The following is a 14,254-nucleotide window of genomic DNA, read 5'->3' as shown; positions in this document are numbered from 1 at the left end:
GCCAGATCGCTGTGTAGGTTATATAAGTGGCGGCGCGCTCATATCGGCGGTTTTGAGGGTTAGGCAATGCAATTGGAAAAAAGAAAATTTGTCGACCCTCATATGCATCTCTGGGACGTAACTAAGGGCTGGTACCACTTCCCAACCCCGGACAATAATTTCGGTCTGGGTGATGTTTCCCGTTGGCCGCAAGTATTTTCCATTGAGGACTATTATAGCGCGCTTTCCGGGGTCAGCGTCGAGAAATTTATACACGTTTCTGCAACGGCAACACCGCAAAGCGCCTATCAGGAGACTCATTGGCTGGCTGAAATTGCGCAATCGCATGGGGGTTTAAAGGCCATCATTGGTACGCTCGATTCCACACAGCCAATATCCAAGATCGAGGCGATCCTTGATGACCAGATGACTACACCTCTATATCGGGGCATCCGACTGTTACAGGAAATCGATTATTCAAGTCCTGAAGGTCAAAATCTCCTGTCATTGTTGAGTGAGCGAAAGCTTGTGTATGACGCAGTGGCGCACCCAGGGGGCGGAATTGCGCGGGCTGCGGTCGCTGCGGCGCGTCACCCTGATCTTACGTTTATCATCGAGCATACAGGCTGGCCGCTGCAGACAGACCGTGATCATTTTGCCGAGTGGAAAAACGAGATCGCTGAATTCGCAGCGGTGCCCGGAACGATATGCAAGCTTTCCGGCTTGGGCATGACCTTTCATCGCACGGATTCGGAAGCTTTCAGCCGATACTGGGAGTATTGCTTGGATTTGTTTGGGCCACAACGCTGCATGTTCGCAAGCAACTTTCCTGTTGAACAGCTTTATGGCGAGTTCGAAGGCCTTCTTGCCACATTCGAGAAGGCGGTAGCAGGGCTCAGTGACGCTGAGCAGGCCGACGTTTTCGGCGGTACAGCCGAACGTGTCTATCGAATTTAAATTTTTGATTTGGTACTGAATAAACCATGTCTGGAGTGATTAATGACATCAACGTTCAATAATATCGTTTACGAGACGTCCGATGGGATCGCAACGATTACGCTCAACCGTCCTGACAAGATGAATACGTTTTCGATCGATACTATGCTTGAATTCGTCGCCGCAATCGATGCGACAGATGCAGACGATGATGTTCGCGTCGTGATCATTACTGGTGCCGGGAATCGGGCATTCTGTGCTGGTGCCGATCTGTCGCAGGGCGCCGCGACGTTTGATTATGCGAGCCAAGGCAGAGACCGCGAACGGCTGATGGTTAATGGCATATACCGTGATTGGGGCGGCTGGATGTCATTGCGGTTATTCAACAGTCTGAAGCCGATCATTGCGGCAGTGAATGGTGCAGCTGCTGGCATTGGGGCAACGTTACAGACGGCGATGGACATCCGTCTCGCGAGCACGACGGCCAAATACGCATTTCCCTTCACGCGGCGGGGTATAGTGCCGGAAGCGGGCTCGACCTGGTTTCTACCGCACATTGTGGGCCTGCCGACAGCTTTGGAATGGTGTTTTACTGGTCGGCAGATCTCCGCGGTCGAAGCTCGCGACCGTGGCCTCGTCCGCTCGCTTCACGAGCCAGATGATCTTATGCCAGCAGCTCGCGAAATCGCACGGGAAATCGTCGACAACACGTCTCCGATTTCGGTGGCATTGACTCGTCAGCTACTTTGGCGGCTAGCCGGCGCAGCCCATCCGATGGCGGCTCACATGGCTGATAGCCGAGCTGTTCATTTCCGCGGCCCGACCGCCGATACAAAGGAGGGGATTGCCTCATTCCTCGAAAAGCGAAAACCCCATTTTCCTGGGAAGGTATCCGATGGGTTGCCAGATATTTTTCCCTCTTGGGTCGAACCAGAGTTTCATTGATCGTGCGGCCGGGTTGTAGATGGCATGCGTGGGTCGGGCCGTCGTGTGTTCTGCGCGATCGTCCGACCACCCTGATCAGACGCTACCAAACACACGGCTAACGCTTCATCCGAGCGCTCGCTACGTGACCCATACATGCACCAGCGAGGCTGCGATCTCGAACACTGGCAACTTGGCTCGAGTTACGAAAAGGGCTTCATCAAAGAAGTTGCTAAGTCAGTCAAGAACATCGACAACTTTCGCTTTAAGTCCAGCGGGAACCCAGGCCAGATTTGCATTCACCAGATGCAGATGCCAATGCGCTTCCGCTGCGCGAGCCTCTCCTGCGTCAATCAGCGTTATGACTTTATCAAAAGATCGAAGTCCCGAAGAAGCACGTTGGCGCTGGAGCTCCTCTGGTAGTTCGTGTATTTCGAAAAACTTTACCTGATAGCGCGCAACGGTTTCTTGAAGGATACTTGTAAGAAGTAATAATGTCTTCAGTCCGCTAACTTCCACCAGAAGGCGGTGGAATTCAGCAATCGCCACCATGAACTCCAAATATCGACGGTCATCGACCATCTTGCGCAGCCGCCCAACCTCTGCGCGTAGACGGTCTGTCGCGCCGTCCGGTTGAGAGCGAGCCAGTTTGCTGACCACATAGGGCTCGATCGCAAGACGAGCCTCATACACATCGGCAACCGTCGTGCCTTCGATCTGCAGCAAAAATCCAGCGTATCTGGCGGCGTTCTCTACCGGCGGCCGATGAACTCTGGCACCACTTCGCGAGCCGCGCATCACGCTAATGAAATTTTCGGATTCAAGTATCCGCAAAGCTTCCCGTAGCGTCGGTCGGGAAACCGCAAATGACGCCATTAGCTGATTTTCGGGGGGCAAAAAATCGCCCTCGTTTAGCTCACCCCGGATGATTCGCTTTCGGATGCGTCCCGCGACAAGCTCCGCGGTCTTGGGCAACCGAACCGTAGAGGAAGAGACCGACCATTCTTCATCCAAAATATTTACTCTGCGCGCGGCGTCTTTTACCATCGACATACAGCAACATCTTCCCGTTATCGCATTCTTTAATCACGTTGAACAAACAGATTAGACAGGTGTAGAACGATCCTCGCCGAGATGCCAGACCGGGGAGACTTCGCAGTTGTCGCTCATCTCTTGCCCGTTCAGGTAGCTTTTATCATTTCGATCGCACACTTGCTCGTTGCGAACAGGAAATTCCCATCTCTAAGCTGCGATTTCGCGCTAGGGCGAAACGCCATCTTTGGGTAGCATCCCCGACAGGTATTAACAGAAAAGCAAAGATATCCTACGAAGTTGCATATGTAAGGCGTTATGCCATATAGAACACAGCTTAGATCTCGTTTGTCTGTAAGCGCGCCAATGGGCTACACGCTTGCTGCAACGGGAGTGACTTATGGATGGGGGATACCCAAGTGCGTTCAGCTCTTTTCGTCGCCGAAGATGGACTAACCAAATCGGACGTCGTTGATATGGCCTGTTCTGCTGCTGAGGCAGCAGAAGTTTTTGCCGATGCGGCGCTCGAGAGCGTTCGACGGGCGGTATGTCCCGACGGCGCGCCTGTCGGTGAGCTGATGGATAGCCAACAGCGAATGGTACATGGCTATGCTTGGATTCAGTCTACTGTCGAAGCGCTGTCCACGATGGCACACTGGGCAAACAGGCTGTATGAGGGCGATCTATTTTCCGAGTTTGATGCGCTTGTCGTCCGTATCGGTATTGGCGAATATTTAGCGCAGCTAGTCGGCGGCGTGGCGATGAGCCAGAGCGAGATGGTACGACCTGAGGATCTCGGGATACGAAATGCCGCCGACCAACTTAGGACAGTTCAAGCAGTTGACTGGTTTTTCCTTCAGGGCAACACCGTTGAAACCCGGAAGACCTTGATTGCGATGATCCGCGCTGGCGGAACGGTCACCGAAACACTGGGTGATGAAACGCTCGATGCCATTCGGGCTGAGTATCGTCGTTTTACGGATGAGCGGATCTTGCCTCACGCGCATGGTTGGCACCTTGCCAACGCTCTTATTCCTGATGATGTGGTGGCGGACATGGCGGCGCTCGGGACATTCGGTGTCTGCATTGACACGGAGTTCGGCGGTCTCGGACTCGGCAAGTTGGTGATGTGCATTGTTACAGAAGAGCTCAGCCGAGGCTGGATTGGCGCTGGATCGCTGGGAACCCGCTCTGAGATCGCGGGTGAACTCATCAGCCTAGCCGGTACAGCCACCCAAAAATCGGATTGGCTTCCAAAAATCGCCTCTGGTAAGGTCCTTCCTACCGCAGTCTTTACGGAACCCGGCAACGGCTCTGATCTTGGTGGATTACGCACTCGAGCGACCCGCTGTGATGGGGAGGTTGGGTGATTGATGGCAGCAAAACCTGGATAACGCACGCCGCCCGCAGCGACTTAATGACGTTACTCGCACGCACCGACCCTGCGGTTGCAGGTCATGGCGGCCTGAGCATGTTTCTATTGCCCAAGCCGCGAGGTACCGAGCACACTCCGTTTCCTGCAGAAGGGATGGAAGGCGGCGAAATCGAAGTGCTCGGCTATCGCGGTATGCGAGAGTATGAGCTCGCATTCAGCGATTTTCCCACTTCGGATTCTACTTTGCTCGGCAACGTTGAGGGTCAAGGCTTCAGACAGCTAATGCAGACTTTCGAAGGCGCTCGAATTCAGACAGCCGCTCGAGCGGTGGGGTAGCGCAGCGGGCGTATGAGCTTGGACTTGCCTATGCGATCGAACGAAATCAGTTTGGCCGGTCTCTGATCGAATTCCCGCGTGTTTCCGATAAGCTGGTGATGATGCTGGTTGAGAATGTTTTTGCCCGGGAGCTTACCTATGCGGCTGCACGAGAGAAGGACAAGGGCCGGCGCTGCGACATCGATGCAGGAATGGCCAAACTGCTGGCTGCGCGCGTAGCTTGGTCGAATGCCGATTCGAGCCTGCAGATACACGGTGGGAACGGATACGCCCTCGAATATGAGATTAGCCGGGTGCTGTGCGATGCTCGAATTCTCAATATCTTCGAGGGTGCTGCTGAAATTCAGGCGCAAATAATCGCACGGGGCAAACTACAATCGAGGAATTAGGTTACCTTTGAGAAGCCAATGTTTCGCTCAGCGCAGCTGGGCCAGCAACCGCTCCGCGGCAACCACCACCGGGCGATCTATCATGTGGCCGTCCAGTGTTATCACGCCGCTACTTCCAGCGGCCACCCACGCTTTAACGACGCGTTCAGCGCGTTCGAGTTCTACAGAGGATGGACGAAATCCCTCGTTTGCGGGCCCAACCTGATCTGGATGAATGCACAAAGCGCCGTTCAATCCAATGAGGCGTGCGCGTTCAACGCCGAGCCGCCATGCATCGCGGTCCTTGATCGTCCCGATCGAAACCGGCACGCCCAAGGCCATGACGCCGCGCCTCGCCGCGGCAAGTGCAAGCAACCGGCAGGGCAAATCAAGCGATTCTGGCGAGGGCGGAACGCCCAAAGCCAGAGAAAAATCTTCGCTACCAAATGCGAGCCCGACGATCGTATCAAGTGCCGCTATGGAGGAGATTGCATCGCAACCTTTCGGACTTTCGATCAGGGCGATTAGCCCTGGCACCTGAGTAAGGCCTTTCGCGGACGCGATCTCCGCGACGATCTGGCTGATGATTGCCAGACGACCCCTATTTTCGGCTTTTGGCACCATGATCGCGGCAACGCCGGGTCGGACGGCCGCGTTCAAATCGGCGAAAGCATCGAGCCAATCCACGTTTATCCGAACGACGATTTGAGCTCTTGCATCGACGAGGCGCTCAATTGCAGCGGGGAGGAGTTCCCGTGCCGAAGCCTTGTCGTCCTTCGGCACAGCATCTTCGAGGTCGAGTATGATAGCGTCGGCCCCACGCTGGGCAGCCTTAGCAAGCCGCCGATCGTCATTCGCGGCAACGAACAGGAGGGAACGCCAGCGCATCATGGACACACGAATTCCGCGGTAGCCGTCATGGCAATCCCAGAAGGAACGACCGCCGTTAACTCCGCTCCGTCCGCCGTCTTTACCAGTTGTAGCAAAAGCGACTGTCCCGCGAACACGGCCGCCTTGGCGCGGAAACTGAAGGAAGTCACAGTAATACCAGTGTGTTGGCGTAAGACGTGATCCATTAACAGTGTCGCGACATAAGGCCCATGCACAACCAGCGCCTCATACCCCTCGACGTTACGGGCATACTCGCTGTCGTAGTGAATCCGATGCGCATTGAACGTCAGCGCAGAATATCGAAAAAGCATGGTCGGGTCGGGTACGACCGTCCGCGTCGGCCCAGCGCTTGCGAGTTGGGCGGGTTCAAGCGGCGGCGCAAAGGCCGTTGGCCGGCTCGCTTCGCGATAGACGATATCCTGTTCCTCGACGATGGCTACGCTGCCGTCAGCGCGTATGATTTCGTGCTTTAGCGTTACGAACAGCATAGAGCCCGTTCTTCCCGACTTCGGCTTAGCAGCAATCACTGTAGTACGCCGATCGATCGGAGTACCCAGCAAGATCGGTTTTGCAAATCGGATGCGGCTTCCTGCCCACATGCGCCGCGGGAGATCGACGGAGGGCAACAAACCATCTGGCGTACGGAGGGGGTGACCGTCGCCGCCAAGTTTCGATTGTGCCACTGATGGTGGAAAACACAACCAGTGACCAAGAGGTGGGAGTTCTCGCGGCGCCCAAGGTGGATTCTCATGATCCAGCAAAGCTGCCAGCCCACCGACGCTTCTGGCGGACGCAATGTCATGCTCCGTGCGCTGCCGGCCTATGAAATTTGAAATGGCGTCCGCATTAATCATGCCGGTCCTATCGTGCGTGTCGGTGAGCGCGGTGGTGAAATCTCGGAAAATGAAAAGGCGACGCCCCCACCGGCTCAATTACAAGGTAGTGAGCCGATCACTTTCGATCGGTCGCCATCGCCAGAAACAGCTGCAGCCGGGCGCGTCCAGCGACGATCGTGCCCGACATTAAGCTACTTTCTGGTGAAGCTTTTGCCATCTTTTGCCAGCTGTTCCAACAGTGCGGCTGGCTTGAAAGTATCTCCATATTGATCTTGAAACGCTCGCAGGTTCGCTACAATCAACGGGAGACCGATAGTGTCGGCCCAGAACATCGGACCACCGGTGTACGCGGGCCAGTTGTAACCAAGCACCGCAGCAACATCGATGTCTGATGCCCGGAGAGCGATTTTCTCTTCCAGAATGCGTGCTCCTTCGTTGACAATCGGAAAAAGCAGGCGAGCACGAATATCTTCGTCGGTTTGTACGCCGCGATTTTGGACTCCCTGTGCGGCTGCAAATTCTGCGATTAACCGTGCCGCAACCGGAGACGGCTGTGGCTTTCGTCGCTCGTCATAGTCGTAATATCCTCCATTTTTCTTTTGTCCCAGCCGATCCTTGGCAACGAGGTCACCACGAAGCGTACGAATGCTATCGTTCCGTCCAAGGACGTCGAGCCCGACCAGATCGGCCATTTGGAAGGGGCCCATGGCGAAGCCGTACTCGACCATTACGCGATCTATATCGCTCGGGGTTGGACCTTCCAAGACCAGCGCTTCCGCCTGCCGCGAGCGGGGAGACATCAGTCTATTGGCGACGAAGCCATTGCATACCCGCGCCAAAATCGGCTGCTTTCCTGTCTGTTTGGCCAACTTCATCGCCGTTGCAATTACGTCTAGCGCTGTTTTTTCGCCGCGCACGACCTCAAGGAGTCGCATGACATTTGCGGGCGAGAAATAATGAAGGCCGATCACATCTTCCGGACGCGTTGTCGCTTCTGCGATTTCGTCCAAATCAAGAAATGAAGTGTTTGATGCCAGTATGGCCCCGGGTCGGGCGATCTGATCTAGCTTGCTGAATATCTCTTTTTTGACCGACATACTCTCGAAGACCGCTTCGATCACGAGATCGACGTCGCTGAGCGCATCGAGGCCAAGGGCAGGAGTGATCAGCTCCATTCGTTCTTCTATCTGAGAAACGCTCATCCGGCCCTTTTTGGCGGTGTTCTCGTAATTTGACCTGATCACCCCGAGCCCGCGATCCAAGGCCGCTTGGCTAGTTTCCACCAACGTCACCGGGATTCCCACATTCAAGAAGGTCATGGCGATGCCCCCGCCCATCGTCCCAGCACCGATCACGCCGACCGACTTCACAGGTCGTACGGGTGTATCTGAAGGCACGTCGGGAATTTTGGTCGTCTCGCGTTCCGCGAAGAACATATAGCGTTGAGCTTGGGATTCGACAGACGCCACCAGTTCGCCAAGTAACTCGCGCTCCCGGGCGATGCCCGCTTCGAACGGCAAGTTTACCGCCGCCTCCACCGCTTTGACGATGGCCTCCGGCGCACGGAAGCCGCGAAAGAGCCGCGAATTCTTCGTCCGGAAGTCTGAAAAAATTTCGGGCTTGCCCCGCGCGGCTGCAATCGCGTCCTCACGATCCCGAATTCGCGTGAGCGGCCGCCCGTCGGCGACGACCTGGCGCGCAAATTGTATCGCGGTCGTGCGAAGCGCGCCTGGCTCGGCGAGGGCGTCAATCAGGCCGAGCCTCTGGGCCTCCGCTGCACCGATCTGGCGCCCGCTTGTAATAAGCTCAAGGGCGTCTTCTATGCCCACGATCCGCGGAAGTCGCTGGGTGCCGCCGGCACCCGGGAGGAGGCCGAGCTTTACTTCAGGTAAGCCGACCTTCGCGGTGCGTTCGGCAACACGATGATGGCACACGAGCGCCAGCTCGAGACCGCCGCCCAGGCCGGTCCCATGTATCGCTGCCAAGACCGGTTTTGACATGTTTTCTATCAGATCAAAAATAGTAGCTAGCCGCGGTTCCTGGATTGGTCTTCCAAACTCAGAGATGTCAGCGCCCGCGAAAAACGTCCGGCCTTCGCATATGAGAACTATGGCTTTTACCGCTGCATCATTAGCAAGCTGGCGAAAGCTATCATTGAGCGATTGCCGCACGACTGCGCCAAGAGCATTCACCGGCGGCGAGTCAATGGAAACGACCCCAATACCATCCTCGACGGAGATCGTGGCGACGGATTTGTCCGTGACGACAACGCTATTCATAAAAACCCCTTCAAAACCAATTGCAGTCGCTTGAGGACGAGGTCGGCAATCTTGGGCTTGGGCCGCGCTCCCGGCAGATATTGCATACCCGCTCCAAAATATGCCGCACGCTAAAATTGATGTCCGTGCATCGCTCGTTGCGCTTTATCCGTTCTCACGAATTGCATTTGACACGGCAACTTCAGAAAGTCGATAGATATCTATAGCTAGGTAATCTATGTCATAAAAAGGGGATTGACCTAAGAGGATTAATGGATTTGATAATTGAGGCAGTTCCAGCACCACCGCGCAAGTCGCAAGCGAGCTCGAAGGTAGCCTTCTCCGTCGGTCCAATCCTACCAGCCTCTAACTTTAAGTCTCCGCTTCAATGAAACACTGATCGGCAAACCCATGCGAATAACAACTGCAATTGGAACCTTCACGATATGAATCAGGTATTGGCCGGCATGCGAGTGCTCGACTTTGGGAGATATATCTCCGGGCCGTGGTGCGCCGCGTTGCTCGGCGACTTGGGCGCCGAGGTGATCCGAGTCGAACGCCGGGAAGGTGGCGAGGACAGGGGGGTCAACCCGCTGTCGGAAAACGGCGATGGAGCAATGTTCCTCCAATGTAACCGCAACAAGCTCTCGATGACGCTTGATCCGCAATCGTTTGAGGGAAAAGAGATCAAGCGAAAGCTTGTGGAATCGGCCGATATCGTCGTCCTGAATCTTCCGGATAAGACGTTGAGAATGTTAGAACTTGATTACGAAACTCTGGCGGCGATTAAGCCCAGCATCATATTCACGAACGGCACTGCCTACGGCAATGGCGGACCGTATAGCGATAGTGTCGGTTATGATGGCGTCGGTCAGGTAATGAGCGGGGCAATATACCGCTCGGGGACGCCCGAAGCACCGATGCGGTCGGCTGCGGCCTATGTGGATTTTGGGACGTCGCTCGCGTTGGCGGTGGGGACGCTTGCCGCCGTGATCCATCGAGAAAGGACTGGCGAGGGCCAAAAAGTCGAGGGATCGCTGCTCGGAACGGCACTCATGATGTCAAACATAATGTTGATGGAACAGGCAGTTTGTAAATCAGATCGGGTAGCGATAGGCAACCGCAGCTACGTTGGAGCGCCATCTGACCTTTATCGATCCAAGGATGGATGGGTCCTTGTTCAGATTATCGGACAGCCCCAGTTCAAACGGTGGTGCCGGATGATGGGCGAGGAGCGTTGGTTGAGCGATTGCCGCTTCGCGAGCGACGAATTGCGGGCAAAGAATGGCGATGTTCTGAATGGGCGAATGGCGGAGTGGTGCCTCTCGCGAACCAATGCGGAGGCCGTGGCAGCACTCGGTGCATTGAGCATTCCGGCCTCTCCGATGCTTTCCCCTCAGCAAGCTCTGGAAGATCCGCATATCCAGGCAATGGGCTTTTTCAAATCCATGGACTACCCGGGCCTGCCAACCCCAGCACCGATCATGGACACGCCGTTTCTGCTTTCGCGTACGCCGGGAACCATCCGGACGCGAGCGCCGCTGGTGGGCGAGCACACTGATCAAATCCTTCAACAGCTTGGCTATGACAACGAAATGATGAGGTCGCTACGCGAAAAGAACGTGATCTGACGACGTTGTCGTCTGACCCGTTTAATCGCTAAAGCATGAGTGCCGAAAGGGGAGGGGTCGTTACCTGTGGGGCGTCAGCCCGTTCGCGATGTCAGATATGCGTCGCGCAGGGTATTTTTGAGTATTTTATTCGCACCGCTGAGCGGCATCGGTTCGTTGCGGAACTCGATTGACCGCGGCAGCTTGAAGCCTCCGATCAGACGTCTGCAATGCTGGATAATGTCAGAGCTTTCAAGACGATAATCCTTTTTGAGCACAATGACTGCATGCACGGTTTCACCCCACTGAATGTCGGGTATTCCGAACACTGCGCACTCGGAGACTGCCGGATGCGCGCAGATAGCGTTCTCGACCTCAACTGAGTAAATATTCTCACCGCCACTGATGATCATATCTTTGGCGCGATCGACGACGTACAGGAAGCCGTCCTCGTCGAAAAAGCCAAGGTCACCGGAGTGCATCCAGCCGCCACGCAAGGCGATTGCGGTAAGTTCGGGCTTATTAAGATAGCCCTTCATCACGTTCGGGCCACGGATTATGATCTCGCCGACGGTGCCCGTAGGTAAGTCGCTGTCATCGGTATCGACAACCCGAACCTCGACGCTTCCAATCGGGCGTCCGACTGATCGCAACTTTCCGGAGAGCGGGCCATCGAGACAATGGTAGCGCGGTGCGAGCACGGTCGCGAACGGCGCCACCTCAGTTTGACCATAGGCCTGACAAAAAGCCACGCCGTCAAACTTTGACATCGCTGTATCAAGTAGCGCGGGTGATATCTGCGAAGCTCCATAAAGGATCATCCGAAGCGATGACACATCATACGATCCGAAGTCATGAAGATGAACGATGGTGTTCAGCATGGTTGGAACGAGCGATACGACCGACACCTGATGGAGCTCAATGTTTTTCAAAACCTCATGCGCCTCGAAGCGCGGGATGATGACATTTGATGCGCCGAATATGCCGGCGTTGTACACGCGAGACCCGGAAGCTACGTGAAACATTGGTCCGCAATGGAGTACCCGGTCCTGCTCGGTAAGATTGGTGGCAAGGGCAAAGTTAAGGGCGTTCGCAAAGATGTTGCGGTGCGTGAGCATGACACCCTTGGCTTTGCCGGTTGTGCCGCCAGTGTAGTAAAGGCATGCTACATCCTCTTCGCTGCAATCTGAGTGGCGGAGAGCTTGAGCTTCTCCAAGCAAACTTTCATAGTCGATCATCCCTTCCGGCGCTTGGCCCGCGCCTACAAATATGATGTGTCGCGCACTCGCCTTCAGCGTGGGAACGCTATCGACGAACGCCTCGTCCACAAAAAGTATCTCGACATTGGCGTCTTCAACGATCTCAATAATTTCCGTCGCAGTAAGACGGTAGTTGAGCGGGCAGACCCTCCCTCCCGCCCACGGCACTGCATAGAAAAGTTCAAACACCTTTGTGGAGCTAAGGGATAAAATAGCGACTGTACTTTCCCGACGGACCCCGAACCGACGGAGCGCTGCAGCAATTATCCCGATGCGCTCAGCCAACTCGCGCCAGCTCACTCGCTCATCGCCGTCGATAATGGCAATACTGTCAGGTTGCTGCCGGACAGTTCGAAGAAAGGCTGAGATAACGTCCATACAATCTACCATCCTTGATGCAGACCGACGATTTCGCGGTTCCAGATCGCCAACCTCGAAATTGCCGACGCTTTTCGTTTGATGCTCGGCCGCAAGCCTAGTAACATATCTAAACAGGTTCAACTGTTGGGCGCGGGTGGGCATGTGTTCAATGTGGAAGGTAACGGATGACAATATGCCGGGGCGCTATCGGCATGATACACTTAGGTCGTCCTCCGCGTGGAGTGCGCCGAAATGATATTCAGAACCCGTTCATGATCGCTGCGAGCTGGGCGGTCGCATATTTTCGGCATTAAGAAAGAGCATGAAATGCAAAGAGACGTCGGCGGAATGCACACTCTATTGACAGACGAATTAATTCGCACGCGTGTCGCGAGCGGAGAATGGACAAATCTGACCATCGCGGCACTTGCCCGCGGAATGTTTAGAAGCAATCCGGAGCGCGTGCTGGTCGTCGAGGGTGACGTAAAATTCACAGTCGGGCAAATATGGGAGCAATCGAATGCTCTCGCCGCTGCAATGATTCAACGCGGGCTGGGACCGGGCGACGTCGTTGCAATGCAGTTGCCGAATTGGGCCGAAACCATGGCGATCTATCTTGCCGCCAGCTTGACCGGTGTCGTGCTAATCCCCGTGCTTCCAATACTGCGCGAGAGTGAGGTACGATTTATGCTGCGCGACAGCGGGTGCCGACTGCTGTTCGTCTCAGGGATCTTTCGTAATTTTGACTACGTAGAGATGATTGAGAGTGTCGCAGGAGAGTTGCCCGACCTTGAAACGGTCGTGGTGCTTCGTAGCAATCCTGGGAACTTTATTGCATGGTCCGATTTTATCATGGCTGAGCAAGCACAGCTCCGGTTGCCTGAGGTCAGTGCCGACAGCGTCAAGATCGTCATGTACACTTCCGGGACAACAGGCCGCCCAAAGGGCGTGATGCACACTCACAACACCCTTCAAGCGGAAATTAAATCCTATATCGATTATTGGAAACTGACCGATGGGGATGTCATCTTTATGGCCTCGCCGGTCAGTCATATTACCGGTGCACTAATGGCGTTCGAGCTCCCATGGGCAATTGGCGCGCCAGTAATACTTCAAGAAAAATGGAACCCTCATGCTGCAGTAGATCTCTTTCTCGAACATGGTGTCACGTTCACTACCTCATCAGCTCCTTTTTTGCAGGAATTGCTGGAAGCAGCGCAGGGCCGAGACGAGCATCTGCCGACTTTCAAGCGGTTTGTTTGCGGTGGAATGGCAGTTGCACCTTATCTCGTCCGAGAGGCGCATGCTTGGTTTCCCAACGCCGTTATTGGCAGATGCTTTGGCCTAACCGAAGTGCCAAGTATTACATTAGCCATTGCAACGCGCGATCAAATTGATCTTGGTGCCGATACAGACGGAGTGCTCACCCCGGGAGTGGAAATTCATGTTTCCGATTCGATTAGCGGCGCGTTGTTAAAGCAGGGGGAAGCGGGTGAAATCGCCGTCAAGGCTCCTGAGCAATTTGTTGGCTACCTGCGACCAGAAGATAATGAACAGGCCTTCGACGCGGACGGGTTTTTCCTCACCGGTGATATTGGTGTAGTTGGTATTGACAACACGCTTACGATTACCGGCCGAAAAAAGGACCTCATCATCCGTGGTGGCGAGAATATTAGCGCACGTGAGATTGAAGATGTTCTAATCTGCCACCCAGCCATTACTGACGTGGCGGTAGTGGCAATGCCTCACGAAAGGCTAGGAGAGGGAGTCGCCTGTTTTCTGATCGTCGAAACAGGATGTAGCATCGACCAACAGGAGATCTCAAAATATTTGATCGCTGCTGGCTTGGCTCGCCAAAAGATTCCGGAACGGATCGAGCTTGTCGATACGCTTCCTCGAAATTTTCAAGGGAAAGTCCTCAAGAATATTTTGCGGGAAAGATTGCAGAATATCCCCGCACAATCCGGTTCGGCATAACTCTGTGTGCGCCATGAGGTGCTGATTTATTGAAAATGTGGGTCGGATGCCCCCAAAAAGTATTAATTGCGACATACTGATGTTCAGTAAGCGCTAAATCATCGCCACGGGGA

9 protein-coding genes and 1 pseudogene are annotated in these 14,254 nt (G+C 54.8%); 5 read left to right on the top strand and 5 right to left on the bottom strand.

Features of this window, described 5'->3' with window-relative positions; translation table 11 throughout:
* The first annotated feature begins 66 nt into the window (after window positions 1-66).
* Both D3Y57_RS02210 and D3Y57_RS02205 read left to right on the top strand, forming a co-directional pair.
* Complete coding sequence (locus tag D3Y57_RS02210) at window positions 67-936, top strand: amidohydrolase family protein (protein WP_121150948.1); 870 nt, start codon at window positions 67-69, stop codon at window positions 934-936.
* A 42-nt stretch (window positions 937-978) separates the two neighbouring features.
* Window positions 979-1,860, top strand: a complete 882-nt coding sequence (locus D3Y57_RS02205) for an enoyl-CoA hydratase-related protein (RefSeq protein ID WP_121150946.1) — start codon at window positions 979-981, stop codon at window positions 1,858-1,860.
* Window positions 1,861-2,076: 216 nt separating this feature from the next.
* Here D3Y57_RS02205 and D3Y57_RS02200 read toward each other — a convergent pair whose 3' ends face one another.
* Window positions 2,077-2,892, bottom strand: coding sequence for a FadR/GntR family transcriptional regulator (locus tag D3Y57_RS02200; RefSeq protein ID WP_121150944.1), 816 nt, complete (start codon window positions 2,890-2,892; stop codon window positions 2,077-2,079).
* A 455-nt stretch (window positions 2,893-3,347) separates the two neighbouring features.
* On the opposite strand from D3Y57_RS02200, the pseudogene D3Y57_RS02195 reads away from it, so the two are divergent.
* Window positions 3,348-4,971: pseudogene (locus tag D3Y57_RS02195) on the top strand (acyl-CoA dehydrogenase family protein).
* Between the two features lie 27 nt (window positions 4,972-4,998).
* Here the strand turns inward: D3Y57_RS02195 and D3Y57_RS02190 are convergent.
* The 3 genes from D3Y57_RS02190 to D3Y57_RS02180 form a co-directional block, all read right to left on the bottom strand.
* Window positions 4,999-5,841 (bottom strand): HpcH/HpaI aldolase/citrate lyase family protein, encoded by an 843-nt coding sequence (locus D3Y57_RS02190; RefSeq protein WP_121150942.1) that lies wholly within the window; start codon window positions 5,839-5,841, stop codon window positions 4,999-5,001.
* Window positions 5,838-6,695 (bottom strand): HTD2 family dehydratase, encoded by an 858-nt coding sequence (locus tag D3Y57_RS21715; protein WP_121152069.1) that lies wholly within the window; start codon window positions 6,693-6,695, stop codon window positions 5,838-5,840. The genes D3Y57_RS02190 and D3Y57_RS21715 overlap by 4 nt, the downstream gene beginning before the upstream one ends.
* 173 nt (window positions 6,696-6,868) lie before the next feature.
* The gene (locus D3Y57_RS02180; protein WP_121150940.1) at window positions 6,869-8,956 is read right to left on the bottom strand and encodes a 3-hydroxyacyl-CoA dehydrogenase NAD-binding domain-containing protein; all 2,088 of its coding nucleotides are present in this window, start codon (window positions 8,954-8,956) and stop codon (window positions 6,869-6,871) included.
* A 425-nt stretch (window positions 8,957-9,381) separates the two neighbouring features.
* On the opposite strand from D3Y57_RS02180, the gene D3Y57_RS02175 reads away from it, so the two are divergent.
* Entirely contained in the window at window positions 9,382-10,566 is a 1,185-nt protein-coding gene (locus tag D3Y57_RS02175) for a CaiB/BaiF CoA transferase family protein (protein WP_121150938.1), read from the top strand.
* Window positions 10,567-10,640: 74 nt separating this feature from the next.
* Here D3Y57_RS02175 and D3Y57_RS02170 read toward each other — a convergent pair whose 3' ends face one another.
* Window positions 10,641-12,182 carry a class I adenylate-forming enzyme family protein gene (locus tag D3Y57_RS02170; protein ID WP_162986893.1) on the bottom strand — a complete coding sequence of 514 codons (1,542 nt, stop codon included), beginning with the start codon at window positions 12,180-12,182 and terminating at the stop codon, window positions 10,641-10,643.
* A 309-nt stretch (window positions 12,183-12,491) separates the two neighbouring features.
* Between D3Y57_RS02170 and D3Y57_RS02165 the strand changes: the two genes are divergently transcribed.
* The gene (locus D3Y57_RS02165; protein WP_121150934.1) at window positions 12,492-14,141 is read left to right on the top strand and encodes an AMP-binding protein; all 1,650 of its coding nucleotides are present in this window, start codon (window positions 12,492-12,494) and stop codon (window positions 14,139-14,141) included.
* Window positions 14,142-14,254 lie beyond the last annotated feature (113 nt).

It is taken from the genome of Sphingomonas paeninsulae, assembly GCF_003660165.1.
GTDB classification, from domain to species: Bacteria; Pseudomonadota; Alphaproteobacteria; order Sphingomonadales; family Sphingomonadaceae; genus Sphingomonas_O; species Sphingomonas_O paeninsulae.
This window is presented reverse-complemented; position numbering and strand designations above follow the sequence as displayed.

Bases quoted from the DNA above. Each gene is read 5' to 3' on its own strand.
- D3Y57_RS02210 (WP_121150948.1), top strand. From the start codon at position 67: ATGCAATTGGAAAAAAGAAAATTTGTCGACCCTCATATGCATCTCTGG.
- D3Y57_RS02205 (WP_121150946.1), top strand. From the start codon at position 979: ATGACATCAACGTTCAATAATATCGTTTACGAGACGTCCGATGGGATC.
- D3Y57_RS02200 (WP_121150944.1), bottom strand. From the start codon at position 2,892: ATGTCGATGGTAAAAGACGCCGCGCGCAGAGTAAATATTTTGGATGAA.
- D3Y57_RS02190 (WP_121150942.1), bottom strand. From the start codon at position 5,841: ATGATGCGCTGGCGTTCCCTCCTGTTCGTTGCCGCGAATGACGATCGG.
- D3Y57_RS21715 (WP_121152069.1), bottom strand. From the start codon at position 6,695: ATGATTAATGCGGACGCCATTTCAAATTTCATAGGCCGGCAGCGCACG.
- D3Y57_RS02180 (WP_121150940.1), bottom strand. From the start codon at position 8,956: ATGAATAGCGTTGTCGTCACGGACAAATCCGTCGCCACGATCTCCGTC.
- D3Y57_RS02175 (WP_121150938.1), top strand. From the start codon at position 9,382: ATGAATCAGGTATTGGCCGGCATGCGAGTGCTCGACTTTGGGAGATAT.
- D3Y57_RS02170 (WP_162986893.1), bottom strand. From the start codon at position 12,182: ATGGACGTTATCTCAGCCTTTCTTCGAACTGTCCGGCAGCAACCTGAC.
- D3Y57_RS02165 (WP_121150934.1), top strand. From the start codon at position 12,492: ATGCAAAGAGACGTCGGCGGAATGCACACTCTATTGACAGACGAATTA.